This is a genomic window from Solwaraspora sp. WMMA2101 (assembly GCF_049179175.1).
In the GTDB taxonomy this organism is placed as follows: Bacteria; Actinomycetota; Actinomycetes; order Mycobacteriales; family Micromonosporaceae; genus Micromonospora_E.
In genome coordinates this window covers 1564754-1586876 of sequence record NZ_JBMHMA010000006.1, presented here as the reverse complement: position 1 = coordinate 1586876, position 22123 = coordinate 1564754, and the positions used below count along the sequence as shown (strand labels likewise).

The following is a 22123-nucleotide window of genomic DNA, read 5'->3' as shown; positions in this document are numbered from 1 at the left end:
TCCTCAGCTCAGCGTCGGTTCAGTTCGGTCTGACGGTTTCCCGGGGCGGCGCGGTCGATTCCCGCAGGACCAGCCGGGTGGGCAGGATCACGCTGGCCTCGGCCGGTTCCCGGGCGGCGGCGCCGGTGAGCGGCCCGAGCAGCGTACGGGCGGCCAGCCGGCCCTGCTCGGCGGCGGGTTGGGCGACGGTGGTCAACCCGACGACCCGGGCCACGTCGTGGTCGTCCACGCCGATGACGCTGACGTCGGCCGGTACCCGCAGGCCGGCCTGGCGCAGTGCGGCGATCGCGCCGAGCGCCATCTCGTCGCAGGCGGCGAAGATCGCGGTCGGCAGCGGGTCGCGGCGCAGCAGTTCGGCGGTGGCCCGGCCGCCGCCGCCGAGGGTGAAGTCGCTCTCCACGTCCAGCGCCGGGTCCGGGGCCAGACCGGCGGCGGTCAGCGCCTCCTGGTAGCCGCGGCGGCGGTCCAGGTGGGTGGTGAAGGCCAGCTCGTCGGTGGAGCTGCCGGAGATGTGCGCGATCCGGCGATGTCCGAGCCCGAGCAGGTGGTTGGTGGCGGTACGGGCGGCGGCCACGTCGTCGATGCGTACGCTCGGCCAGCCCGGTACGCCGGTGCCGGAGCTGACCGTGACGCCGGGCATCTTCAGCGCGCTGATGGCGGCGAAGTCGGACCGGTGCAGCGGGGTGGCGACCAGCATCAGCGCGTCGACCCGTTGGTGCAGGTTGGCGGTGTGCAGCATCCGTTGCCGGGCGTTCTCCCGGCCGCCGAGGTTGTACAGCAGCAGGTCGTAGCCGGCCTGCTGCAACGTGTCCTCGGCGGCCTCGACGACGGTGCTGAAGAACCACCGGGTGATCCGGGGGACGACCACCGCGACCGCCCGGGTCTTGCCGCCGGCCAGCCGCGACGCGCTGGGCGAGGCGATGTATCCGAGCCGCGCGGCGGCGTCGAGGACCCGCAGCCGGGTCGCCTCGGTGACCGTCGGCAGGCCCCGCAGGGCCCGCGAGACGGTCGCCGTGGACACCCCGGCGAGCCGGGCGACGTCGTCGATTCTGGTCATCGGATCAGCACCTCGCCCTCCGCGCGTCACGCGGCCGGCGTTGCCTCGTGGTCAGCCCTTGACGCTGCCGGCGAGCAGCCCTCGGACGAAGTACCGCTGCAGGGACAGGAACACGATCAACGGCACGATGATCGAGACGAACGCGCCGGAGGTCAGCCGTTGCCATTCGTCGCCCCGGGTGCCGGCGAGTTCGGCCAGCCGTACCGTCAGCGGCGCGACCCGGCTCTCCCCACCGGCGAAGATCAACGCCACCAGCAGGTCGTTCCAGACCCAGAGGAACTGGAAGATGCCGAACGCGGCCAGCGCGGGCGTGATCAGCGGCAGCACGATGGTCCGGAAGATCTTCGGGTGGGTGGCCCCGTCGACCCGGGCCGCCTCCATCAGGTCCTTCGGCAGCTGCGAGACGAAGTTGTGCAGCAGGAAGATGCCCAGCGGCAGCGCGAAACAGGTGTGCGCGAACCACACCTGGACGTACCGCTCGTAGCTGTCCAGCCCCCACGCCGGGGTGATCGTGATGCCGGCGATCGTGGTGCCCTGGGAGAAGAACCGCAGCAACGGCACCAGCGCCATCTGCAACGGCACGATCTGCAACGCGAAGATGCCGATGTAGATCAGGTCCCGGCCGCGGAAGTTGATCCAGGCCAGGGCGTACGCCGCCAGCGCGGCGAAAGCCAGCGGGAACAGCACCGACGGGATGGTGATGACCAGCGAGTTGATGAAGTAGCTGGACAACTGCCCGGACGACGAGGAGCGGCCGAACAGCACGTCCTGGTAGTTCTGCAGGGTCACCTGCGGGTCGCTGAAGAAGGTCCACCAGCCGGTGGTCCGGATCTCCTCCGCCGGTCGGAACGACGAGACGAACAGCCCGAACGTCGGGATGGTCCAGATCACCGCGATGACGATCGCGGCGATCGTCGCGAAGGGGGTGTTGAGCCGTTTGCGGACCCGGCCGGTGCGGGTCCGGGGCTGCTCGTCCCCGCTGGTCGCCGGGGCGGCCACGGGGGGCGTGGTGGTGGTCATTGGTCTACACCTCCCGCTGCTTGCGCAGGTTACGGATCTGGTAGATGACGATCGGGATGACCAGGACGAACAGGAAGACCGCCAGCGCCGATCCGTAGCCGTTCTGGCCGTAGCGGAACGCCTGGTTGTACATCTCGTTGGCGATCACGCCGGTGTCGTAGTTGCCGTTGGTCATGGTCCGCACGATGTCGAAGACCTTCAGCGTGGCGATCGAGATGGTCACCACCACGACGATCAGCGCCGGCCGGATGCTCGGCATGGTGACCTGCCAGAACATCTGCCAGGCGTTCACCCCGTCGAGCCGGGCGGCCTCGATGATGTCACCCGGGATGGCCTTGATCGCGGCGGAGAGCACCACCATCGCGAAGCCGGCCTGGATCCAGATCATCACCACGATGAGCAGCAGGGTGTTGAGTGGGGCGTTGAGCTGCAGCCAGCGTTGCGGCTCGAAGCCGAACAGGGTGACCACGTAGTTGAGCAGACCGTACTGCTCCTGCTCGCCGCCCCGGAAGGCGTAGACGAACCGCCAGATGATGCTGGCGCCGACGAACGAGATCGCCATCGGCATGAAGACCAGCGACTTGGCCAGCGACTCGAACCGGGCCTTGTCCACCAGGACCGCGTAGATCAGACCGACCGTGGTGGCCACGGTCGGCACCAGGAACACCCAGATCAGGGTGTTGGTGAGCACCTGGATGATCTCGTCCTGGGAGAACATCCACTGGTAGTTGTCCAGGCCGACCCAGTTCTCGCTGCGTCCGTCCATGAACGACAGTACGGTGGTCCGCAGGGCCGGGACGACCAGCCCGATCCCCAGCAGGATCAGGGCCGGGAGCAGGAAGAAGAGCCCGAACAGCCCTTCGCTGCCGCGCCCGCTGCGGCGCATCGGCACCGTGCCACCGGCGCCTGCCATGGCGAGCATCCGCTGCTCGCGGCGCCGGGCCAACCGGCTCGGCACCACGTCGAGCAACAGCAGCAGGCCACCGACGATCACCGCGAAGGCGATCAGGCCGTACAGCAGCATCACCAGCTTCGGGAACTGCTCCTCGAAGTCGAAGTACATCCGCCCTCCCAACGGTGCGTCGACTGATCCCCCGTGACGGTGCGGCCGGCCCACCCCGGTACCCCGGGGTGGGCCGGCCGCGTGCTGTCAGCTGGTCGGCCAGGATCCCTCGATGTAGTCGAGGGTCTCGGCGGTGCTCTGACCGCTGAGCCAGTCGACCATGCCGCGCCAGAAGGTACCGGCGCCGACGGCGGCCGGCATCAGGTCCGACCCGTCGAAGCGGAACGTGGTGTTCTCGTCCTGCAGGATCTCCACGGAGAGCCGGTCGATCGGGTTCTCCACGTTGGCGATGTCCAGCCCGGTGTTGGCCGACACCCAGTTGCCCAGCGACGCCCGGCTGTTGGCGTACTCCGGCGAGGCCAGGTAGGTCTGCACCGCTTGGACCTCGGGCCGGTCGGCGAACGCCACGGTGAACTCGCCACCGCCGAGGACCGGCTGGCCGGCGCTCGGGTCGTTGGTCGGGAAGTAGAACGCGAAGACGTCGCCGTCCTCGGCCACCTCGGTGCCCTCCGGCCACTGGTTGGCGTAGAAGCTGGCCTGGCGGTGCAGCGCGCACTCACCGTCGAGGATCGGGGTGCCCGCCTCCTGGAACGCGGTCGCGGTGATACTGGAGACGCCACCGAAGCCGCCGTTGACGTACTCCTCGTTCTTGAGGATCGAGCCGGCCTGGTCGACGGCCTCGGCGACCCGCGGGTCGTTGAACGGGATCTCGTGGGTGGTCCACTGGTCGTAGACCTCCGGCGTCTGGGTCCGGAGCATGATGTCCTCGATCCAGTCGGTGGCCGGCCAGCCGGTGGCGTCACCGGACTCGACACCGACGCACCACGGCTTGGTGCCGCTGGCGGCGACCTGGTCGCTGAGCGCGATCAGCTCGTCCCAGGTCTCCGGCACGGTCCAGCCGTTGTCGGCGAACATGCTCGGGGAGTACCAGACGAAGGACTTGACGTTGGAACCGAGCGGGGCGCCGTAGAAGGTGCCGTCGACGGTGCCGTACGCCAGCCAGTCCTCGCTGTAGTTGGCCTCGGCCATCGCCCTGGTCTCGTCCGAGGCGGCCTGCAGCTGGCCGGACTCGGCGAAACGGCCGAGCAGGCCGGGCTGCGGGATGAAGGCGATGTCCGGCGGGTTGCCGCCGTCGACCCGCACCTGCAGCTGGGCCTCGAACTCGCCGCTGCCCTCGTAGCGGATGTCGATGCCGGTGCAGTCGGCGAACTGACTCCACGACTGCTCGAGCAGGTCCGCTTCGGCGTCGCGGATCGAGGCGTAGATGGTCACCTCGCCCTCGTTGCCCTGGTAGTCACTGTATGGGGCGCATTCCTCGGAGTCCGGGTCCGCGCTGCTGCCACCTTCGGAAACGCACGCCGTCGAGGCGAGTGCCAGGCCGAGTGCGCCAACGAGCGCGAAGGCCTGACGTGGTCTGGTGAAGACCGCCATGGGCGTCCTCTCCCTTCCTAGCCCGGCGGGCTCCGTGATCTGCCACGGTCCGGCCGCCGGTCGTTTGCTGTCTGGGCGTCCTCACATGTAAGCGCTTGCAATGGAAGCGCGTCCAGTCCTGGGCAGCCACGAGGCAGTAACAATTCGGAAACCTCCGTCGGCGGCTGCGTGGTGACGCACGACACGCGGCAGCGCCCTGACTGATGCATCAGCCAGGGCGTGGGGCAGGTCGGTCAGCTGTTCAGCCGCCAGATCGCCAGGTTCAGGGCCGCCGCGAAGGTGACCCAGGCCCAGTACGGCAGCAGCAACGCCGCCGCCAGCCGGGACACCCGCCGAAACAGCAGCACCGTCGCACCGATGGCCAGCCAGAGCAGCACGATCTCGGCGAACGCCAGGCCGTACTGGCCGGCGCCGAAGAACAACGGGGTCCAGGCGGCGTTGAGCACCAGCTGCGCCACCCACAGGCCGATCGCCGGCCCGATGCCGACCCGCCGCCAGACCAGGAAACCGGCCACCGCGATCAGTACGTACAAAACTGTCCAGACCGGGCTGAACAGCCAGGACGGCGGGGCCCAGGAAGGTTGCGCGAGGTCGGCGTACCGGCTGCCGGCGTCGCTGGCGGCCAGGGCACCGAACGCGGCGGCCACGGCGACGGCGGCGGCGAACACGGCCAGTCCCCACCACGGGCGGCGAACCGCAGAGTCAGACACAGCTACTCCAGAGCGCAGACGGGCACGGGTCATCCAAAAGGTGCCGGGGCCACCGTCGCCGGTCCTGTCAGGGAGGATCGGACCAGCTCCGGTGGCCCCGGCGGATACGGGGGGTCAGGTGAATACGGGGGTGTGGTGGCCCGGGGCACGTCAAGCGAACAGGCTGACGCCGCCAGGTCCGACCAGCAGACCGACGACGATCAGGACGATGCCCCAGAGCAGCTGCCGGCGGAACAGGGCGAGAACGCCGGCGACTACCAGTACGACTGCGAGAATCCAGAGAAGTAGCTCCATGGTTGCTGAGTACCCTTCCGCCTGGCTCGGGAAACCTTCAGCGGTCCGACCGGTCTGCGACCGGCTCCGCCGGGTGCAGCACGAACACGCTGTATGCCTGTTTGATGACCGGGTGGGCGACATTACGGACCCGTACCCCGCCCGGGGTGGTGCCGCGTTCGCTGCCGAAGTGGGCATGCCCGTGCACCGCAAGATCGGTCGGCGCCGCGTCGATCGCCTCCGCCAGCAGGTACGAGCCGAGGAACGGGTAGATCTCCAGCGGCTCACCGGCGAGGGTCTCGGGCACCGGGGCGTAGTGCGTCAGCGCCACCCGTACGTCACAGTCCAGCTCCACCAGCGCCGACCGCAACCGGTCCGCGGACTCGGCGGTGGTGGAGACGAAGGCCTTCATCTCCGGTTCGCCGAACCGGCTGGCGCAGCGGCCGGCGAAGCCGCCGCCGAAACCCTTGACCCCGGCCACCCCGAGCCGGCCACCGGGACTGTCCAGGACGACCCCGTCACCTTCCAGCACGGTGATCCCGGCGTCGGTGAGCACCTTCACCAGCTGTGGAACCTCGTCACAGTGGTGGTCGTGGTTGCCGAGCACCGCGACGACCGGAACCGCGAGGTCGCCGAACTCCTGCGCCACGCAGCGCGCCTCCGACTCGGTGCCGTGCCGGGTCAGATCCCCGGCGAGCAGCAGTACGTCAGCCTGGTCGGGCAGCTGGGCCAGTGCCGGACGGAACCGGCCGACGACGTCGGTGTCCATGTGCACGTCACCCACCGCGGCGATCCGGATCATGACAGATCCTCCGCCTCGCTCGGAGCCGAGGCCCGGGTCACCGCGATGTCGGTGGTCAGCGCCACACCGGGGAATCGTTGCGACACAAGCCGGACGATCTCGTCCCGACGGTGCCCGCTCTCGACCTCGCCGCGCAGCACCAACGTGTGGTCGCGGCGGGTGACCGTCACGCCCTGCTCGGCGATCCCGGTGTGCTCGCTGAGCAGCCGCTGGACCGCCGACTCGGTGTACTCGTCGAGCCGCTGTGGCTCAGACCGGCCTGCTGCCTGCCCGTCTGTCCTGGTCATCGCCCACCTCCTGCTGGTTGTCCGGCACCACGGCCAGCCGGTCCAGCAGCACCAGGAAGGACTCGGCGTACGGCGAGTGCGCGGTTTCCTTACGTACCCGTTCCCAGTCGATCTGCTCCCGCAACGAGCGGGCCAACGGCAGCGCACGGGTGAAATCGCAGTAGTGCTGCGAGAAACTGAGCAGTTTGTGCACCATCAGCATGGTGGCGGACAGGACCGGCAGGTGGATCGCGTCGACCGGCCGGACCATGCTCTCGGCGAAGGTCGCGTCGGTGACCGGAGTCTCGATCGGCCGGTGGATCAGGTCCACCATCCGGCCGTCGTCGAAGACCTTGACCAGCCAGTCCTCCGGCGGCCGTTCGGCGGTGAACCCGGCCGCGACCAGGGCGGCCAGCGCCGCCTCCACGTCCGACTCGCGGATCAGGAAGTCCACGTCGTGATCGCTGGAGTGCCCGCCGTGCGCGTAGACGGCGAAGCTGCCACCCAGAACGAAGGGGATCTCCGACTGCTTCAGTACGGCCGCCACCCGCTTGAGGGTGTGCAGCAGACCGTCGTCTCCCTGTTGAGCCATCTGTCTCTCCGATGGGTGGTGATGGTGACGGGTTCCACCGGTACCCGGGGCGTGACGGCTTCACACCTTCGCGTCGCCGACGCGAAGGTGCGGAGACTCGCTACCGTTGGAAAGGTGCTCGTCACTGAGACTCCGGCGCATCCGTCCCCCGTCCCTGAGAGCTCCACACTGGATTCACTTGTGGCACCGCCGGCTGCGCCGGCGATCAGCGCCCCGATCACTCCGACCGCCCCGACCCGCCGGGTCCGCCGGATCGCCCTGGTGGGCATCGACGGCGTCGGCAAGACCACCCAGGCGCGGCTGCTCGCCGACGCGCTCACCGCCGCCGGCCTGCCCGCCCACTACCGGCGCAACGCCGGCGGTCGCCGGTGGCTGGACCGGCTGGCGGTGCGACTGGGCCGGCCGGACGCCCGGCGGCTGGTCGGACGCAACGGGCTGATGTTCTGTGAAGCGTTGCTGCGGTGGCTGGCGATCGCCCGGTCGGTCCTGCGTTCGCCCGGCGGCGTCGCCGTGATGGACCGGTACGCCGTCTGCCAGTACGTCAGCATCCGCCGCCACGGTGCCGCCGCTGCCTGGGAGCGGCTGGCCCGGCTGGCGTACCGGATCTTTCCCCGGCCGGATCTGACCTTCCTGCTCTGGCTGCCGCCGGCCGAGGCCCGGCACCGGATCGAGGCGCGGGGCACCGACAGCGAGTCGCTGGAGCATCTGGTGCGCAGCGCGGCGGCCTACCGGTCGTTGCCCGAGGCCGCCGAGTTCGTGGTGATCGACGCGCGGGGCAGCGCGGCCCAGGTCGCCGCGCGGCTGCGTCAGCACCTGGTCGACCGGCTACCGGCCGACCATGGTGGCCGCCTCGGGCGGTGATGAACCGCACACCCTGCTCAGCCCGTACATCCGGGCGTGGGACGTGACGGTCTGGCAGTGACGAGGATCGCAGGGGACGCGGTGACGGGAATGCCGGCGCCGCGTCCGGCGTCATGCTCTCGTGCGGGCCCGCGAAAGGCCGCGGACCTCCGCGAAACGCACCATGGGCAGACCCGTCGCGACGGCGCGACCGAGGTGCCTGGCAGGAAACATCAATCCTGCTCACAGCAATTACTCAGGCAATCGTGTCAGCTTCGACTCACGAGACGGAATCCCTGACGCGTCTTATCTGTTGTGCAGGTGTCGGCATCGTTCGGCGGGACCCGCACATCCGGGTACGCCGGTCGGTGGCGACGTGACGGGGGAGAGGCTGATGGAGATGCGCATCGCAGGTGCCAGGGCAAGTGGGGTTAACGAGGGGACCGTGAGCAACGTGGAGAAGACGATGGCTTTGCGGACCGACGAGGTGGCCGAGGAGCGGGACCTCGTTGGCGTCTACCTGCATGAGATCTCCCGTACGCCGCTGCTCGACGCGGCCCGGGAAGTCGAGCTGTCCAAGGCGATCGAGGCCGGGCTGTACGCCGAGCACCTGCTCGAGGAGGGCACCCCGCGGGCCGGGGTCAGCCGCGAGGAGCTGGAGCGGCTGGTCATCGAGGGTGAGCGGGCCAAGGACCTGTTCATCCGGGCCAACCTGCGGCTGGTGGTGTCGATCGCCCGCCGCTACGTCCGGTCCGGGATGCCGATGCTGGATCTGATCCAGGAGGGCAACACCGGTCTGGTCCGGGCGGTCGAGAAGTTCGACTACGAGCGCGGCTTCAAGTTCTCCACCTACGCCACCTGGTGGATCCGGCAGGCGATCAGTCGGGCCATCGCGCAGCAGGAGCGGACCGTCCGGCTGCCGGTGCACCTGGTCGAGGACGTCAACCGGATGCGCAACGTCGCCCGCCAACTCACCCGGGAGCTCGGCTCGGATCCGGAGCCGGAGCAGATCGCGGCATCGCTCGGAGTGCCGGTCGAGCGGGTGCACGAGCTGGTCCGCTGGTCGCAGGACACCGTCTCGCTGGACACCCCGGTCGGCGACGACGGTGACACCAACCTCGGTGACCTGGTGGCCGACAGCGACGCGCCGTCGCCGGAGGACATCGTGCTGACCGGGTTGGAGCGCCAGCGCATCGAGGGCCTGCTGAACCACCTCGACGACCGGTCCGCCGGCATCATGCGGGCCCGCTACGGGCTGGAGGACGGCCGGGAGCATTCGCTCACCGAGGTCGCCTCGCGGTTCTCGCTGTCCCGCGAGCGCATCCGCCAGCTGGAGATCCAGGCCCTCGGCCGGCTGCGTGAGCTGGCCCGGGCCGAGGGGCTGCAGGCGGCCTGACCGGTCGGTCGCTGCCACGACCACGGTCCCCTGTGACGACGAGGGCCCGGCATCCGTAAGCGGATGCCGGGCCCTCGTGTCGGTGCCGGTCGGTCAGCGCACCCGGCCGTACCCGTACGGTGCCATCATGTCCACGCTGGCCAGTTGGACGGGCTGGCCGAACGTCGGTGCGTGGATGACCTTGCCGTCGCCGACGTACAGGGCGACGTGTGCGAGGTTCCGGTAGAACACCAGGTCGCCCGGTGCCAGGTCGCCACGGTTGATCTTGGCGACCCGGTCCCACTGCATGGCGGCGTTGTGCGGCAGGCTCTTGCCTGCGGCCCGCCAGGCAGCCAGGGTCAGACCGGAGCAGTCGTAGCCGTTCGGCCCGCTGGACGCCCACACGTACGGCTTGCCGATGGCGCCGTACGCGAACTCGACCGCGACGCCGGCGGCGCCGGCGACCGACGGGATCGTCCCGGTGTACGACGAGCCGGACTCGGTCGCCGCACCGTAGGCCTCCTCCCGCTTGTCCATCAGCTTGTCGATGTCGGCTTCGATGGACTTCTTGCGGTCGGCGAGCTCCTTGGCCTGGGCTTCCTGCTTGGCGAGCGTCGCCTGCAGCTTCTCCTGCTCAGCCAGGTACGTCGCCTGGGTGCTGGTGAAGTTGCTGAGCCGCTGCTGACGGTCCCGCGCGAGGTGGTCGAGGGTGCCCAGCCGGTCCAGGAAACCGTCCGACGAGCCGCTGTCGAGCAGCGCGCTGGCGGTGCTCAGCCCGCCGGACTTGTAGGCGGTGATGGCGATCTGCCCGACCTCGACCTCGGCCCGGGCGAGTTCGTCCTGCAGTGGACCCAGCTTGGTGTCGAGCTCCTCGACCGCCGCCCGGGTGGTCTTGGACTCCTCGGTGAGCCGGTTGTACGACTCGACGACCTTGGCCAGTTCCTCGGATTCCTTGTTGATCTGCTGCGTGAGTTCGCTGACCGAGGGCTGGGCGGAGACGGCGACGGCCGGAACCACCAGCCCGGCGGTCACGCCGGCCAGCACGAGGGTACGCAGCAGAATCCGCGCTGTTGACAAGAACGCAGAACCCTTCTTCCCACGCCGCCTACCGGGTTAGCTGACGGATTCGGGCGGGAAGGTGTCGCCCTACCGCGTGTGACACGCGGATTCACCCCAGACGTGCTCGGTGGGTCCCCGGGTCACCACCATGCGATCACCGAACAACTACTTTCAGTGATTGCCGGATGGTGATTCGGCGGCACCGGGCCGGCGTCACCGGGGTCGGTGACTGGTAACCGGACCAGCGAATCTAACCTAGCCGCAACGGTTGCTCGCGGAAACCCTCGCTCGTCGTGATCCGTGGCATCGACCATGGTGGAGTGGCGCCGATAGTCACAGAATGTAGTGCACAGTGGCGCTGCGTCATGCAATGGCGAATCGGGTGGCTTCGCGAGGTGGTCGCACGGTGACCGGGCGCCAGGTTTCGATCGACTGGGCGAAATGCTCGATAAGTCGCTCTACGCGGTTGCTGGTGGGCATCCACTAGGGTAAATAAGAACAAAAGTGTCGTATCGGAGTCCAGGAAGCGTCCTGCCGTACGTCAATCAGCTAGGTGGCAGAATGCGTATCTTCCATCGAGTAGCTCGCCGTTTGCACAATGGACGCGCAAGGTCAGTGCCGTACCCGACCTTCGGAGGCAGCCGATGCGTGCCACCCGCCGGACCCCGCCACTACGCGGATCCCCGACCCTTCGCCGGGCCGCCCGGCCGGGCGACCGCAGCAGCACCACGACACCGTTGATCCCCCGGACACCCGGGCGCCGATCGCCCGCCCGTGGCGCGGCACCCGGCGCCCCGGTCACCCGACCCGCCGCCGCTGGGCCGACCTTCTACCGCCAGCCCGGCATCTGCGTCACCGCCGACTGGTTCGTCGTCGCCGGGCGTCGGTTCGCGATCCGGGACCTCACCGAACTGCGTACCGCCCGTGGCGCCCGGGACCGGCTGACCGGGCGGTTGGTGGCAGTGACCGTCGTCATCCTCTCGGCGATCGCGGTGACCATCGGCTTCACCCAGGGGCTCGCCGAGGTCAGCGCTGCTGCCTATTTCGCGATGCTGGTGGCGGCGTTCGTCCCGGTCGGCCTCGGCTGGCTCGGCGACAAGGTACGGCCACGGTCCTACGAGCTCTGGGGCCGACACGAGGGCCTGCTGGTCCTGCTGTTCAGCACCGACGAGGAACGCCAGTACGGGCAGGTGAGCCGGGCGTTGATGCGGGCCCGGGAGATGTCGCGGCTGGCCGGCCTGTCCGAGCCGGTGACGATCGAGCCCTGGGTGCCCGACCAGCGGTGAGCCGGCCGGCGGCCCCCGCCGCCGGTCAGCCCGCAATGTCCTCGTCCAACTGCCGGGCGAGGTCGAGCAGCATCGCCACCGATTCGTTGGCGGACAGCGCCTCCGCGCGGAGTCGATCGAAGACATGCTGGTACGACCGGACCTCGCCGGCCCGGTCGATGACCTCCTCGACCAGCGCGCTCTCCACGTAGACCACGTCGGCGTCGGCCTGATCGGCGAAGTGCAGGATGACGAACGGGCCGAGGACGGTGTTGCTGCCCGCGGCGAAGGGCAGCACCCGGACCGAGACGTGCGGGGCGGCGCACATCTTCGCCACGTGGCGCAGCTGCTCGCGCAGAATGCGCCGACCGCCGGTCATCCGACGGAGCGCGGCCTCGTCGAGGATCACCTCGATGCGGGGCGGGTCGGCACCGTCCAGCACCGCGTGCTGGCGGGCCATCCGGATCTGTACCCGACCCTCGATCTCCTCGGCCGGTACGTGGTGCGGGCCGTCGGCGGGGATCACCGCCCGCGCGTACTCCTCGGTCTGCAGCAGGCCGGGGAAGCTGATCGGCTGGAAGTACTGCAGCGCCGAAGCCTCGGCCTCCAGCCCGATGTAGGCGGCGTAGGCCGCCGGCACCCGGTCCTTGTACCCGCTCCACCAGGCCCGTCGCCGGGCTGCCCGGGCCAGTTCGACCAGTTCCTGGACCTGCTGCTGGTCGCGGACCCCGTAGAGGTCGAGCAGGGCCTTGACGTCGTTGGTCGAGATGCTGACCGAGCCGGACTCGATCCGGATGAGCTTGGACAGCGACCAGTCCATCTGGGTGACGACGTACTCCTGGGTCAGCTCGGCCGCCTCGCGTGCCCGGCGCAGCGCCGCGCGGAGTCGGCGGCGCCCGATGGTCGGACCCTGGTGTCGGGCTGGCATGGATCGCTCCGGGGGAGTGCCTAGCAGAATGCCACCTGGCTGGTTGCCGTCTCTTGACGCTACACCGGTGCCGTCCGGTCTGCTATGGACGGCTGGCCCTTACCAACCGGGGTACGGCGTTCCGGACTTCGGGCGGCCCGGTCGCCCCCGGTGGGAGCAAGATCCACGACTGATAGTGTCCGCGCGAATTGCCTGAGGTCTTAGAAGGCAAATGCCCCAAAATATCCGTATAGAGGAGTCTGGGTGACTGTGATCAGCACTGCCGGTCCTGCCTGGCGCAAGAGCCGCCGCTGCGAGGCGACGACCTGTGTCGAGGTGGCGACGTTCGGCCCGGCGGTCGGGGTCCGTAACTCCACCGACCCCGACGTGCACCTGCGATTCTCGGCGTCGGCGTGGACGGCCTTCGTGGCCGGCCTCGACCACGACCGGGCCGGTCGTACGGCCGGATGATCACCCGGTGTCGGGCCGGCGCTCGCGTCGCCCGGCACCGCACCCGGTCGGCACACCTGGACCCGCCCGACGGACCCGGCAGCCGACGACGGACCCGGCTCAGCCCGTCGTCACGGTCTGCGGCTCGGCCTTGATCACCTGCTGCGCCCAGCGGGACACCACCCGCTCCGCCCAGAACGACACGAACGGCACCGTACCGGCGAGCATGATCGCCACGATCCGCCCGAGTGACCAGTTCGCCCGCCGGGCCAGGTCGAAGGCGGCCACCAGGTACACCATGTAGAGGAAGCCGTGCGCCGGGCCGATCGTCTCCACGACCACGGCGTCGTGGAACAGGTACTTCATCGGCATCCCGACGACCATCAGCAGGATCAGCACCACACCGACCACGTACGCGATCAGCCGGTAGCGGATGAGTGCACCAGACACGGTCGTCCTTTCTCACCGGGCTGGCGCCCGGTCGTCACCTGTCGCCCCGACGGTCAGCCGGGATAGTCACTGGCCCGGGCGTGCGGATTGGCGTTCAGCCAGGCCAGGTAGTCGTTGTAGGCGGCCAGCTGCGGATCGTCGGGCTCCGTCACGGGCGCAGAGCCGGTCGACCGGATCCGCACCGGCCGTCTGATCGCCGGGGCCGGGACCGCCGGGACCGGGGCGGGGGCCGACACCGGGGCTGTCGGGGCGGGCACCGGCGCCGGTTCCGGCCGGTCGGCCGCCGGAGCGGCCCGGCGCAGCACCTGCCGTACCTCGCGGGCCCAGACGAACACGACGAACGCCGCGAACACCGGCCACTCCACCGCGTACGCCCAGCTCAGGGTGTTGCCGGCGGCGGCCCGGCTGATCTGCCACCAGCCCAGCGCGAGGAAGCCCGCCACCACGACCAGCATCGCGAGGTGGCGCAGGATCCACGCGGGGGTCCAGAGCTGCCGCATGTCCGAAAGGGTACCGGCCGGGTTTGCCTGCCGGTCTGCGGGGAATTCCCCGACGATGACGCCTCGTCGACTCCCCGGAGGCCGGAGATGACCGGACCAGCGCGCTACGGCGACTACTCGCCGGCATCAGCCGGCACCCCGTTCCCACCCCGCACCGGCCACCCGCCCGAGATGACCGGCTGGGACGGCGACCAGGCTGACGACGGCTGCCTCGGCGTCGACGACGCCGCCCCGGAGGTCGACCCCGGCATCGACGCGGTCGAACTGACCGACGGCGACCTGATCCGGGAGATGGGCAGCCTGCACCGCACCCGGCTGGACACCTTGCGGCACGGCACCGACGCGGCGCTGGCGAACCACCTGCGGCGGACCGCCGATCTGGAGACCGAGTACCTCACCCGCAACCCGGGGCGGGAGATCGATCCGGCCCGGCTACGTGACGGGCGGTGAGCCGTGCCGGCGTACGCCGAACGGGGCGTCTCCGCTCCCCCCGAGGTGGCCTACGGCACCGCGACCGACCCGGACCGCCGTACCGCCTGGTTGCCTGAAATGCTGAAACGGGCCAGCGCGCAACCGGCCGGCGACGGCCCGCTGCAGGCCCGCTGGACCGCCCCGGACGCGCCGTGGTCGGCGGTGCTGCGGGTCTACCCGGTGCAGGCCGGCGGGGCGATGCTGCGGCTGGAACTGGACGCCGAGCTGCCCCACGAGGATCTCACCCGGATCGCCGACGAGACGTTGACCGGGCTGGCCCGCGCCGTCACCGACAACCTCAACGCGGGCTGAGGTGGACCACCTGTGCCTGTCCAGGACCGAGCGGGCGGGCATCGAGCGAGCGGCATCGAGCGAGCGGCATCGAGCGAGCGGGGGAGTGTGCGACATGGCGGTGGGTGACCGGGTACGCGGCCGAGGTGCCGCGCTGCTACGGGCGTACGCGCCAGGCGGCGACCGTCCGCTCGGCGGGTACGCCCGGGCGTTGACCGTGTACGCGTCGGTGGTGGCCGGGGCCGGTGCGGCCGTGCTGCTCACCGGACGGCAACTACCGCCCCGGGTGGGGCTCGGTGACGTCGTGCTGATCAGCGTCGCCACCCACAAGCTGAGCCGACTGGTCAGCAAGGACGCGGTGACCAGCCCGTTGCGGGCCCCGTTCACCCGCTACGACGGGCCGACCGGCGCTGGCGAGGTGGCCGAGGAGGTCCGCGACGACGGCAGCGGCTCCCGACACGTGTTCGGTGAGATGGTCAGCTGCCCGTTCTGCCTGGCCGTGTGGGTCGCGACCGGGCTGACCATCGGACTGGTCTTCGCCCCACGGGCGACCCGCCTGGTGGCGACCTGCTTCACCGCGGTGGCCGGATCCGATTTTCTCCAGATGGCGTACGCGGCGGCGCGGCACGCCGACACCCACCACTGACCACCACCCGGTCCGTCAGTCGACGGTGACGCCCGGTTTCTCCATCCCGGACCAGCCTCGCGGTGACTCCGGTTCGCGGGTGTCGGTGCCCTCGATGATGTCGTTGGCGACCGCCGTGTCGTCGTGTTCGCCGGCGAAGTCGGGATCGTCCGGCGGTGGGCTGCCGTCCGGGCTCTGGCCCAGAGCGGGGCGTGACGTGCTCCGGTCGTCGTCGTCGGTCATCGCGATCAGCTGCCTTCCGTCGAGGAGTGCAGGACCTCTTCCGCCTCGTCCTGGGCGTACTCGCCCTCGGGCATGGCGTTGATCCTGGTGAGCAGGTGGGCAGGTAGCTCGGCGGCGACCGCCCGGCGGGCGATCTCACCCCGACTCACCCGCTCCTTGCCGAGATAGATGTCGTCGAGCAACTCGTACAGCCCGACCCGCGAACTCTCATCGGTCACCCCGGCGTGCTACCCCGGGCGTCCGGTGGCAAACAACGCGGACGGGTGAGGGTGACCCGGCACACACCCGGACGGGAAACGTTCGGCCGGAGAGCCGCGGCGCAGGCTTGCCCGTTCTCCCTCGGCCGGCCCGACCTGGCACCTAGGCTCGGCCCCGGAGGTGGAATCATGATCGGCACCATCCTGTGGGCGCTCATTGCCGGCGCCGTCATCGGCGCACTCGGCCGGCTGCTGCTGCCGGGCCGGCAGAACATCTCGATCTGGCTGACCATCGGGGTCGGCATCGCCGCCGCGCTGCTCGGCGGCGTGATCGCGACCTGGCTCGGCATCGGCGAGACCGCCGGGGTCGACTGGCTGCGGCACGCGATCCAGGTGGCGCTGGCCGTCTTCTTCGTCTGGATCGCCGCCCGGGCGGCCGGGCACCGGCCGACCGACGCGCCGGGGCGGGCCACCCGCTGACGGCGATCACCGGGATCCGGCCGGGGGCCGGCCGGATCCCGGTGCAGGTCAGCGCGAGGCGGTGGCGGTCCCGGTCCTGGTCACCGTGAGGCGGTGGCGAGCGTCGCCCGCCGGTCACCGACCGCGGCGGCGAGCCGCTGCAGCACCTCGGCGGTCTGCTCCCACCCCATGCAGGCGTCGGTGATCGACTGGCCGTGGACCAGCTCCCCGGTCGGGTCCAGATCCTGCCGGCCGGGCACCAGGAACGACTCCAGCATCACGCCGACGATGCCCCGCTGGCCGCCGCCGAGCTGACCGGCGATGTCCTCGACCACCAGCGGCTGCCGACGGTGGTCCTTGCCGCTGTTGCCGTGGCTGGCGTCGATGACCAGCCGCTGCGGGAGGTCACTGGCCCGCAGCAGGTCCAGTGCGGCGGCCACCGACGCGGCGTCGTAGTTCGGCTCGCCGGCCCCGCCCCGCAGCACCAGATGACAGTCGGCGTTGCCCCGGGTGTGCAGGATCGCCGGGGTCCCGGACATGTCGATGCCGGGGAAGACGTGCGGTACGGCTGCGGCCCGGATCGCGTCCACGGCCGTGGCCATGCTGCCGTCGGGACGGTTCTTCATGCCGATCGGCATCGACAGACCGGAGGAGAGCTGCCGGTGCACCTGGCTCTCCACCGTACGGGCGCCGATGGCACCCCAGGCGACGGTGTCGGCGATGTACTGCGGCGTGATCGGGTCGAGGAACTCGCACCCCACCGGCAGACCGGTCCGCAGCACCTCCAGCAGCAGCGACCGGGCGATCCGCAGCCCCGAGTTGACGTCCCCGGAGCCGTCCAGGCCGGGGTCGTTGATCAGGCCCTTCCAACCGACGGTGGAGCGGGGCTTCTCGAAGTAGACCCGCATCACGATCAACAGGTCCTCGGCGTGCCGCTGCGCGGCGGCGGCGAGCAGTTGGGCGTACTCCAGCGCGGCGGCCGGGTCGTGCACCGAGCAGGGCCCGACCACGACCAGCAGCCGGTCGTCCTGGCCGTCGAGCACTCCGGCCACGGCTTGTCGACCGGCCAGCACCCGGGCGGTGAGCTGATCGTCCAGCGGCAGTTCGTGGTGCAGCAGGGCGGGGGTGGTCAGTGGGACGACTCGGTCGATGCGCTGATCGGTGATCCGTCCGGAGGTCATCATGCGGTGCTCTTCCTTTCGCCAGCCGCCTGGGGAGCCGGCGCCCCCAGCCCGAGCCGGCTGTTCGTTGGCATGCAAAAGGGCAGGGGCCCGATGCCCTCTGCCCTTGGCCGGCTCTGGTGGGGTGACGTCAGGTCAAGGCCGCGTCACCGGCATCAGGGCCGGCTGCCTAAACCATCGATACGTGTGCACCACGACGCACACTGTACCGGATTTCGTGCCGGACGACACCACCGGACTTCGATCGGACCTCGTTCGCCGTTAACCTTCGTCGATGTCTGCGGCCACCGTCGCAGCCTACCTTCGTCGATTGTCACCCACGTCGATGGAGGTCGAGATGGATCGTCGTACGGTACTGCGTACCGCCGTGGTCGGCGCCGGCGCCGCCGCGTTCTCCGGCAGCCTGTGGACCGGGGCGTTCGCCGCCCCCGCGCAGCCCGGGGTCAGCCCGTACGGCGCCCTGGGCAGCCCGGACGCCAACGGCATCGCGCTTCCCGGCGGCTTCAGCAGCCGGGTCGTGGCCCGCTCCCGACAGCGGGTCGGCGCCACCTCGTACGTCTGGCACGACGCCCCGGACGGTGGCGCCTGCTTCCCCGCCGGCTCCGGCTGGGTGTACGTCTCCAACTCGGAGATCTCCCGCACCGGCGGTGCCTCGGCGATCCGGTTCGACTCCGACGGCGACGTCGTCTCGGCGTACCGGATCCTGGCCGGCACCAACCGCAACTGCGCCGGTGGCGCGACCCCCTGGGGGACCTGGCTGTCCTGCGAGGAGGTCAGCCGCGGGTACGTCTACGAGACGTACCCGCTGGGCGGCACCGCCGCCGTGCGGCACGACGCGATGGGCCGGTTCAACCACGAGGCCGCCGCCGTCGACCCGGACCGTCGGGTGGTCTACCTCACCGAGGACGAGTCCAACGGTTGCTTCTACCGGTTCCGGCCGGACACCTGGGGCGACCTGTCCGCCGGCACCCTGGAGGTGCTCGTCGCCGGCACCGCCACCAGCGGCCCGGTGAGCTGGTCGCGGGTGCCCGACCCGGACGGCGCACCGACGGCCACCCGCAACCAGGTCGCCGGCGCGAAGCGGTTCAACGGTGGCGAGGGCTGCCACTACGCCGACGGCACCTGCTGGTTCACGACCAAGGGCGACAACCGGGTCTGGGCGTACGACGCCGTCGCCCAGCGGATCGACCTGGCATACGACGACTCGCTGGTGACCGGCACGGCGCCGCTGACCGGCGTCGACAACATAACGGGTACGCCCGGCGGCGACCTGTACGTGGCCGAGGACGGCGGCAACATGGAGATCTGCCTGATCACGCCGGACGGCCGGGTCGCGCCGTTCGCGCGGATCAGTGGGCAGTCGGCGTCGGAGATCTGCGGGCCGGCGTTCTCCCCGGACGGCACCCGGCTGTACTTCTCGTCGCAGCGCGGCACCTCGGGGCTGTCCTCCGGTGGCATCACCTACGAGGTGCGGGGCCCGTTCCGCCGATGACACCCGCCCGGTGATGTCACTGTGCGTGATGGGACCTCATCGGGGCATCGGCCCGGACGATATTCCTCAGAGGAATAACGCGCTGGTGTGGTACCCGTCCACCAGGACGCCGGCCCACCGGCCCACCGGCCCACCGGGTACAGGCATGACCGGTGGGCCGACGGGGTAACTGCGAGGGCCATGAGCACCGACACCGAAGACACGTTCACCGGCCCACCACCGCCCGCCACGGACGGCACCGACGTCACAGCGCCCCCGCCCGAGTCGGACCGGATCGAGTCGGACCGGATCGAGTCCCGCGCCGGACACCTGCTCCCGGAGGAGGAGTCCGCCGGCAGCGACGACCCCGTCGGTCAGGCCGCCGCGATCCTGCGCGACTCCGACCGGCGCGAGGAACCGCCGGGCTGACCGGGCCGGGCGGGCCGGTGCGCTCGCCCAGCGTCCGGATCGGCTAACGTCGGGCACATGTCGCCGAACGGGTACCCCTGGCCGATCGAGACCACCCGGCTGGACAACGGCCTCCGGGTCGTGGTGAGCACCGACTCCAGCGTGCCGGTGGTCGCGGTCAATCTCTGGTACGACGTCGGCTCCCGCCACGAGCCGGCTGGCCGGACCGGTTTCGCCCACCTGTTCGAGCATCTGATGTTCGAGGGCTCGGTCAACGTCGCCAAGACCGAACACATGAAACTGGTGCAGGGTGCCGGTGGCTCGCTCAACGCGACCACCAATCCCGACCGGACCAACTACTTCGAGACCGTACCGGCCGAACACCTGGCGCTCGCCCTGTGGCTGGAAGCGGACCGGATGGGCGGGCTGGTGCCGGCGCTGACCCAGGAGACCCTGGACAACCAGCGCGAGGTGGTCAAGAACGAGCGGCGGCAGCGCTACGACAACGTGCCGTACGGCGACGCCTGGCTGCGGCTGCTGCCGCTGCTCTACCCGCCGGGGCACCCGTACCATCACGCCACGATCGGCTCCATGGACGACCTGAACGCCGCCGACCTGGCCACCTTCCAGGCGTTCCACGAGATGTACTACGCCCCGAACAACGCGGTGCTGACCGTCGTGGGTGACACCGACGCCGACGAGGTGTTCAGCCTCGCCGACAAGTACTTCGGCGGCATTCCCGCCCGCGACGACATCCCACCGGCACCCGACGGGCGGGCCCCGGCACCGCTGACCGGCCCGGTCGTCGAGACCGTCACCGCCGAGGTGCCCGGCATCCGGCAGTACGTCGCCTACCGCACCCATCCGTTCGGCACCCCCGCCTACGACGTGACCACGGTGCTGAGCACCGTGCTGGGCAGCGGCCGGGGCAGCCGGCTCTACCAGCGGCTCGCCGACGGCGCGCGGATCGCCCAGCCGGACTACCTCGGTGCGTACGGGGTCGACCTCGCCCACGCCCCCGCCCCACTGATCATCACCGCGACCGCCCAGCCGCAGGTGAGCGCCGAACGGCTCGCCGACGGGCTGATCGAGGTGCTCGACGAGGTGGCCCGCGACGGTGTCACCGACGCGGAGGTGGACCGGGCCAAGGCGCTGCTGGCGACCGCCTGGTGGCGGCAGGTCGCCACCTGCGAAGGTCGGGCCGACATCCTCGGCCGCTACGCCACCCAGTTCGGCGACCCGGCCCGCGCCGGTGAGCGGCTGCCCGGCTGGCTGTCGGTCAGCGCCGAGGCGGTCAACGACGAAGCCGCGCGGCTGCTGCGGCCGCAGCACCGGGTTCAGCTCAGCTACCTGCCGGAGGGCGACAAGTGACCATCATCGCGCAGCGTCCCGAACCGGGCGCCGCCCGGCCGTACCGCTTCCCGGAGGTGGCCCGCCGCGCGGTCGGCGGCGGCGAGGTCGTGGCCGCGCACCTGCCCGGCCACCGGCTCGCGGTGGCGATTCTGCTGCTCGACGCCGGCGCCGGCCGGGAGCCGGCCGGCCGGGAAGGTCTCGCCGGGGTGCTCGGCAAGGCCCTGGAGGAGGGCACCGCGAGGCGGGACTCCGGGGCGTACGCGCTGGCCCTGGAAGGGCTCGGCACCGAGTTGTTCTACTCCGCCGACTGGGACGCGTTCCGGGTCGGTGTGCAGGTGCCCGCCGACCGGCTGGGCGCTGCCGTCGAGCTGCTCGCCGAAGCGGTCCGCACCCCGGCGTTGGACCCGGCCGACGTCGAGCGGGTCCGCGACGACGAGGCCACCGCGCTGCGGATGTACTGGGCCAACCCCGGCCCCCGGGCCGACGCCGCGTTGCGTGCCGACCTGTTCGGTGCCGACCAGCGGCACGGCCGGCCGATGGGCGGCGACCCTGCTTCGGTGGCCGCGGTGACCGTGGCCGACGTGGTCGACTTCCACCGTGCCTGGTTCACCCGGCCCGGCACCCTGCTCGTCGCCGGTGACCTGGACCTGATCGACCTGGACGCACTGGGTGCGACAGCCTTCGGCGGTGCCAGCGGCGCGTCGCCGCAGGTCGAGCCGGCGCTGCCGGTCGTGCTGCGCGACAGCCGGCGGATCATCCTGGTGGACCGGCCCGGGGCGGTGCAGTCCACCCTGCGGCTCGGGCACCCGGCTCCGCACCGCGCCCATCCGGACTACGTGCCGATGAGCCTGGCCAGCACCGTCCTCGGTGGTGCGTTCACGTCGCGGCTGAACCACCTGATCCGTGAGGTGCGCGGCTACACGTACGGCATCCGGTCGGACTTCGGCATGTCCCGCCGGTTCGGCCGGTTCTCGGTCAGCTCCAGTGTGCAGACCGGGGTGACCGCGCCGGCCCTGGTCGACGCGGTCGGCGAGGTCTCCCGGACCCAGGCCGACGGGGTGACCGAGGAGGAGCTGGCGGTGGCCCGGTCCTGGCGGGCCGGGCAGCTCTCCGTCGAGTTGCAGACCCCGGGGGCGATCGCCAGTGCCCTGGCGACCCTGGTGGTGCACGGGCTGCCGGACGACTATCACGCGACGCTGCGGGAACAGCTGCTGTCGGCGACCGTCGAGCAGGTCTCCGCCGCCGCCGCGACCCACCTGCACGCCCAGGGGCTGACCCTGGTGGTGGAGGGCGACGCGGCGCAGATCCGCGACGAGCTGGCCGCCTCCGGCCTGGGGGAGCTGCTCGACGAATCCGCTTGATGA

Annotated in this window: 28 protein-coding genes and 1 riboswitch; of the genes, 12 read left to right on the top strand and 16 right to left on the bottom strand. The window is 70.7% G+C overall.

The window, feature by feature from the left end; all coding sequences use genetic code 11:
* Positions 1-19: 19 nt before the first annotated feature.
* The 9 genes from ACN28F_RS07825 to ACN28F_RS07785 form a co-directional block, all read right to left on the bottom strand.
* Positions 20-1057: a LacI family DNA-binding transcriptional regulator gene (locus tag ACN28F_RS07825; RefSeq protein WP_421357339.1), complete on the bottom strand. Its 1038-nt coding sequence runs from the start codon at positions 1055-1057 to the stop codon at positions 20-22.
* A gap of 51 nt (positions 1058-1108) precedes the next feature.
* Positions 1109-2077 (bottom strand): carbohydrate ABC transporter permease, encoded by a 969-nt coding sequence (locus ACN28F_RS07820; RefSeq protein ID WP_282226025.1) that lies wholly within the window; start codon positions 2075-2077, stop codon positions 1109-1111.
* A 4-nt stretch (positions 2078-2081) separates the two neighbouring features.
* Positions 2082-3140 (bottom strand): carbohydrate ABC transporter permease, encoded by a 1059-nt coding sequence (locus ACN28F_RS07815; protein ID WP_421357338.1) that lies wholly within the window; start codon positions 3138-3140, stop codon positions 2082-2084.
* Between the two features lie 87 nt (positions 3141-3227).
* Positions 3228-4571, bottom strand: coding sequence for an ABC transporter substrate-binding protein (locus ACN28F_RS07810; protein WP_421357337.1), 1344 nt, complete (start codon positions 4569-4571; stop codon positions 3228-3230).
* A 233-nt stretch (positions 4572-4804) separates the two neighbouring features.
* The gene (locus ACN28F_RS07805) at positions 4805-5314 is read right to left on the bottom strand and encodes a TspO/MBR family protein (RefSeq protein WP_421357336.1); all 510 of its coding nucleotides are present in this window, start codon (positions 5312-5314) and stop codon (positions 4805-4807) included.
* A 117-nt stretch (positions 5315-5431) separates the two neighbouring features.
* A complete protein-coding gene (locus tag ACN28F_RS07800; RefSeq protein WP_199757467.1) occupies positions 5432-5575 on the bottom strand; it encodes a GPGG-motif small membrane protein in 144 nt (47 codons plus the stop codon).
* A 37-nt stretch (positions 5576-5612) separates the two neighbouring features.
* Positions 5613-6356 carry a metallophosphoesterase family protein gene (locus tag ACN28F_RS07795; RefSeq protein ID WP_289207380.1) on the bottom strand — a complete coding sequence of 248 codons (744 nt, stop codon included), beginning with the start codon at positions 6354-6356 and terminating at the stop codon, positions 5613-5615.
* A complete protein-coding gene (locus tag ACN28F_RS07790) occupies positions 6353-6643 on the bottom strand; it encodes a hypothetical protein (protein ID WP_289207379.1) in 291 nt (96 codons plus the stop codon). The genes ACN28F_RS07795 and ACN28F_RS07790 overlap by 4 nt, the downstream gene beginning before the upstream one ends.
* Positions 6606-7214, bottom strand: a complete 609-nt coding sequence (locus ACN28F_RS07785) for a nucleotidyltransferase family protein (protein WP_289207378.1) — start codon at positions 7212-7214, stop codon at positions 6606-6608. The genes ACN28F_RS07790 and ACN28F_RS07785 overlap by 38 nt, the downstream gene beginning before the upstream one ends.
* A gap of 180 nt (positions 7215-7394) precedes the next feature.
* Between ACN28F_RS07785 and ACN28F_RS07780 the strand changes: the two genes are divergently transcribed.
* Both ACN28F_RS07780 and ACN28F_RS07775 read left to right on the top strand, forming a co-directional pair.
* On the top strand, positions 7395-8075 hold the full coding sequence (locus ACN28F_RS07780; RefSeq protein WP_289207377.1) for a dTMP kinase: 681 nt from the start codon (positions 7395-7397) through the stop codon (positions 8073-8075).
* A gap of 445 nt (positions 8076-8520) precedes the next feature.
* Positions 8521-9450, top strand: coding sequence for a sigma-70 family RNA polymerase sigma factor (locus ACN28F_RS07775; RefSeq protein WP_421361306.1), 930 nt, complete (start codon positions 8521-8523; stop codon positions 9448-9450).
* A gap of 93 nt (positions 9451-9543) precedes the next feature.
* On the opposite strand, the gene ACN28F_RS07770 is transcribed toward ACN28F_RS07775, so the two are convergent.
* A complete protein-coding gene (locus ACN28F_RS07770) occupies positions 9544-10506 on the bottom strand; it encodes a C40 family peptidase (protein WP_289207376.1) in 963 nt (320 codons plus the stop codon).
* Between the two features lie 10 nt (positions 10507-10516).
* Positions 10517-10658, bottom strand: a riboswitch (cyclic di-AMP (ydaO/yuaA leader).
* A gap of 474 nt (positions 10659-11132) precedes the next feature.
* On the opposite strand from ACN28F_RS07770, the gene ACN28F_RS07765 reads away from it, so the two are divergent.
* Positions 11133-11774: a DUF6232 family protein gene (locus ACN28F_RS07765; RefSeq protein ID WP_289207375.1), complete on the top strand. Its 642-nt coding sequence runs from the start codon at positions 11133-11135 to the stop codon at positions 11772-11774.
* 25 nt (positions 11775-11799) lie between these two features.
* Here ACN28F_RS07765 and ACN28F_RS07760 read toward each other — a convergent pair whose 3' ends face one another.
* A complete protein-coding gene (locus ACN28F_RS07760; protein ID WP_421357335.1) occupies positions 11800-12681 on the bottom strand; it encodes a DUF5753 domain-containing protein in 882 nt (293 codons plus the stop codon).
* A gap of 243 nt (positions 12682-12924) precedes the next feature.
* Between ACN28F_RS07760 and ACN28F_RS07755 the strand changes: the two genes are divergently transcribed.
* Entirely contained in the window at positions 12925-13131 is a 207-nt protein-coding gene (locus tag ACN28F_RS07755; RefSeq protein WP_289207373.1) for a DUF397 domain-containing protein, read from the top strand.
* A gap of 99 nt (positions 13132-13230) precedes the next feature.
* Here the strand turns inward: ACN28F_RS07755 and ACN28F_RS07750 are convergent, their stop codons facing one another.
* Positions 13231-13560: a DUF3817 domain-containing protein gene (locus ACN28F_RS07750; protein WP_289207372.1), complete on the bottom strand. Its 330-nt coding sequence runs from the start codon at positions 13558-13560 to the stop codon at positions 13231-13233.
* A gap of 53 nt (positions 13561-13613) precedes the next feature.
* Positions 13614-14060 carry a hypothetical protein gene (locus tag ACN28F_RS07745; RefSeq protein ID WP_289207371.1) on the bottom strand — a complete coding sequence of 149 codons (447 nt, stop codon included), beginning with the start codon at positions 14058-14060 and terminating at the stop codon, positions 13614-13616.
* Between the two features lie 87 nt (positions 14061-14147).
* Here ACN28F_RS07745 and ACN28F_RS07740 point away from each other — a divergent pair, with 87 nt between their 5' ends.
* The 3 genes from ACN28F_RS07740 (at position 14148) to ACN28F_RS07730 (ending at position 15468) form a co-directional block, all read left to right on the top strand.
* Entirely contained in the window at positions 14148-14510 is a 363-nt protein-coding gene (locus ACN28F_RS07740; RefSeq protein WP_421357334.1) for a DUF6158 family protein, read from the top strand.
* 3 nt (positions 14511-14513) lie between these two features.
* Positions 14514-14843, top strand: coding sequence for a hypothetical protein (locus ACN28F_RS07735; protein ID WP_289207370.1), 330 nt, complete (start codon positions 14514-14516; stop codon positions 14841-14843).
* Between the two features lie 94 nt (positions 14844-14937).
* The gene (locus ACN28F_RS07730) at positions 14938-15468 is read left to right on the top strand and encodes a DUF1360 domain-containing protein (protein ID WP_289207369.1); all 531 of its coding nucleotides are present in this window, start codon (positions 14938-14940) and stop codon (positions 15466-15468) included.
* Positions 15469-15483: 15 nt separating this feature from the next.
* On the opposite strand, the gene ACN28F_RS07725 is transcribed toward ACN28F_RS07730, so the two are convergent.
* Positions 15484-15690, bottom strand: a complete 207-nt coding sequence (locus tag ACN28F_RS07725; RefSeq protein ID WP_289207368.1) for a hypothetical protein — start codon at positions 15688-15690, stop codon at positions 15484-15486.
* A gap of 5 nt (positions 15691-15695) precedes the next feature.
* Complete coding sequence (locus ACN28F_RS07720; protein ID WP_289207367.1) at positions 15696-15908, bottom strand: hypothetical protein; 213 nt, start codon at positions 15906-15908, stop codon at positions 15696-15698.
* Positions 15909-16076: 168 nt separating this feature from the next.
* Here ACN28F_RS07720 and ACN28F_RS07715 point away from each other — a divergent pair, with 168 nt between their 5' ends.
* A complete protein-coding gene (locus tag ACN28F_RS07715; protein ID WP_282226042.1) occupies positions 16077-16367 on the top strand; it encodes a GlsB/YeaQ/YmgE family stress response membrane protein in 291 nt (96 codons plus the stop codon).
* An 80-nt stretch (positions 16368-16447) separates the two neighbouring features.
* Here the strand turns inward: ACN28F_RS07715 and ACN28F_RS07710 are convergent, their stop codons facing one another.
* On the bottom strand, positions 16448-17530 hold the full coding sequence (locus ACN28F_RS07710; RefSeq protein ID WP_421357333.1) for a 3-deoxy-7-phosphoheptulonate synthase: 1083 nt from the start codon (positions 17528-17530) through the stop codon (positions 16448-16450).
* Positions 17531-17864: 334 nt separating this feature from the next.
* Here ACN28F_RS07710 and ACN28F_RS07705 point away from each other — a divergent pair, with 334 nt between their 5' ends.
* The 4 genes from ACN28F_RS07705 to ACN28F_RS07690 all read left to right on the top strand — a co-directional run bounded on the left by ACN28F_RS07705 (position 17865) and on the right by ACN28F_RS07690 (position 22120).
* Positions 17865-19019, top strand: a complete 1155-nt coding sequence (locus ACN28F_RS07705) for an alkaline phosphatase PhoX (RefSeq protein WP_421357332.1) — start codon at positions 17865-17867, stop codon at positions 19017-19019.
* A 180-nt stretch (positions 19020-19199) separates the two neighbouring features.
* On the top strand, positions 19200-19427 hold the full coding sequence (locus ACN28F_RS07700) for a hypothetical protein (RefSeq protein WP_421357331.1): 228 nt from the start codon (positions 19200-19202) through the stop codon (positions 19425-19427).
* A 57-nt stretch (positions 19428-19484) separates the two neighbouring features.
* Positions 19485-20777 carry a M16 family metallopeptidase gene (locus ACN28F_RS07695; protein WP_289207363.1) on the top strand — a complete coding sequence of 431 codons (1293 nt, stop codon included), beginning with the start codon at positions 19485-19487 and terminating at the stop codon, positions 20775-20777.
* The gene (locus tag ACN28F_RS07690) at positions 20774-22120 is read left to right on the top strand and encodes a M16 family metallopeptidase (protein WP_289207362.1); all 1347 of its coding nucleotides are present in this window, start codon (positions 20774-20776) and stop codon (positions 22118-22120) included. Before ACN28F_RS07695 ends, ACN28F_RS07690 begins: the two co-directional genes overlap by 4 nt.
* The last annotated feature ends 3 nt before the right edge of the window (positions 22121-22123 follow it).

What these genes read in the sequence shown, in the direction of transcription:
- ACN28F_RS07825 (WP_421357339.1), bottom strand. Translation starts at nt 1,057, where the DNA reads ATGACCAGAATCGACGACGTCGCCCGGCTCGCCGGGGTGTCCACGGCG.
- ACN28F_RS07820 (WP_282226025.1), bottom strand. Translation starts at nt 2,077, where the DNA reads ATGACCACCACCACGCCCCCCGTGGCCGCCCCGGCGACCAGCGGGGAC.
- ACN28F_RS07815 (WP_421357338.1), bottom strand. Translation starts at nt 3,140, where the DNA reads ATGTACTTCGACTTCGAGGAGCAGTTCCCGAAGCTGGTGATGCTGCTG.
- ACN28F_RS07810 (WP_421357337.1), bottom strand. Translation starts at nt 4,571, where the DNA reads ATGGCGGTCTTCACCAGACCACGTCAGGCCTTCGCGCTCGTTGGCGCA.
- ACN28F_RS07805 (WP_421357336.1), bottom strand. Translation starts at nt 5,314, where the DNA reads ATGACCCGTGCCCGTCTGCGCTCTGGAGTAGCTGTGTCTGACTCTGCG.
- ACN28F_RS07800 (WP_199757467.1), bottom strand. Translation starts at nt 5,575, where the DNA reads ATGGAGCTACTTCTCTGGATTCTCGCAGTCGTACTGGTAGTCGCCGGC.
- ACN28F_RS07795 (WP_289207380.1), bottom strand. Translation starts at nt 6,356, where the DNA reads ATGATCCGGATCGCCGCGGTGGGTGACGTGCACATGGACACCGACGTC.
- ACN28F_RS07790 (WP_289207379.1), bottom strand. Translation starts at nt 6,643, where the DNA reads ATGACCAGGACAGACGGGCAGGCAGCAGGCCGGTCTGAGCCACAGCGG.
- ACN28F_RS07785 (WP_289207378.1), bottom strand. Translation starts at nt 7,214, where the DNA reads ATGGCTCAACAGGGAGACGACGGTCTGCTGCACACCCTCAAGCGGGTG.
- ACN28F_RS07775 (WP_421361306.1), top strand. Translation starts at nt 8,521, where the DNA reads ATGGCTTTGCGGACCGACGAGGTGGCCGAGGAGCGGGACCTCGTTGGC.
- ACN28F_RS07765 (WP_289207375.1), top strand. Translation starts at nt 11,133, where the DNA reads ATGCGTGCCACCCGCCGGACCCCGCCACTACGCGGATCCCCGACCCTT.
- ACN28F_RS07760 (WP_421357335.1), bottom strand. Translation starts at nt 12,681, where the DNA reads ATGCCAGCCCGACACCAGGGTCCGACCATCGGGCGCCGCCGACTCCGC.
- ACN28F_RS07745 (WP_289207371.1), bottom strand. Translation starts at nt 14,060, where the DNA reads ATGCGGCAGCTCTGGACCCCCGCGTGGATCCTGCGCCACCTCGCGATG.
- ACN28F_RS07740 (WP_421357334.1), top strand. Translation starts at nt 14,148, where the DNA reads ATGACCGGACCAGCGCGCTACGGCGACTACTCGCCGGCATCAGCCGGC.
- ACN28F_RS07730 (WP_289207369.1), top strand. Translation starts at nt 14,938, where the DNA reads ATGGCGGTGGGTGACCGGGTACGCGGCCGAGGTGCCGCGCTGCTACGG.
- ACN28F_RS07725 (WP_289207368.1), bottom strand. Translation starts at nt 15,690, where the DNA reads ATGACCGACGACGACGACCGGAGCACGTCACGCCCCGCTCTGGGCCAG.
- ACN28F_RS07715 (WP_282226042.1), top strand. Translation starts at nt 16,077, where the DNA reads ATGATCGGCACCATCCTGTGGGCGCTCATTGCCGGCGCCGTCATCGGC.
- ACN28F_RS07710 (WP_421357333.1), bottom strand. Translation starts at nt 17,530, where the DNA reads ATGATGACCTCCGGACGGATCACCGATCAGCGCATCGACCGAGTCGTC.
- ACN28F_RS07705 (WP_421357332.1), top strand. Translation starts at nt 17,865, where the DNA reads ATGGATCGTCGTACGGTACTGCGTACCGCCGTGGTCGGCGCCGGCGCC.
- ACN28F_RS07700 (WP_421357331.1), top strand. Translation starts at nt 19,200, where the DNA reads ATGAGCACCGACACCGAAGACACGTTCACCGGCCCACCACCGCCCGCC.
- ACN28F_RS07695 (WP_289207363.1), top strand. Translation starts at nt 19,485, where the DNA reads ATGTCGCCGAACGGGTACCCCTGGCCGATCGAGACCACCCGGCTGGAC.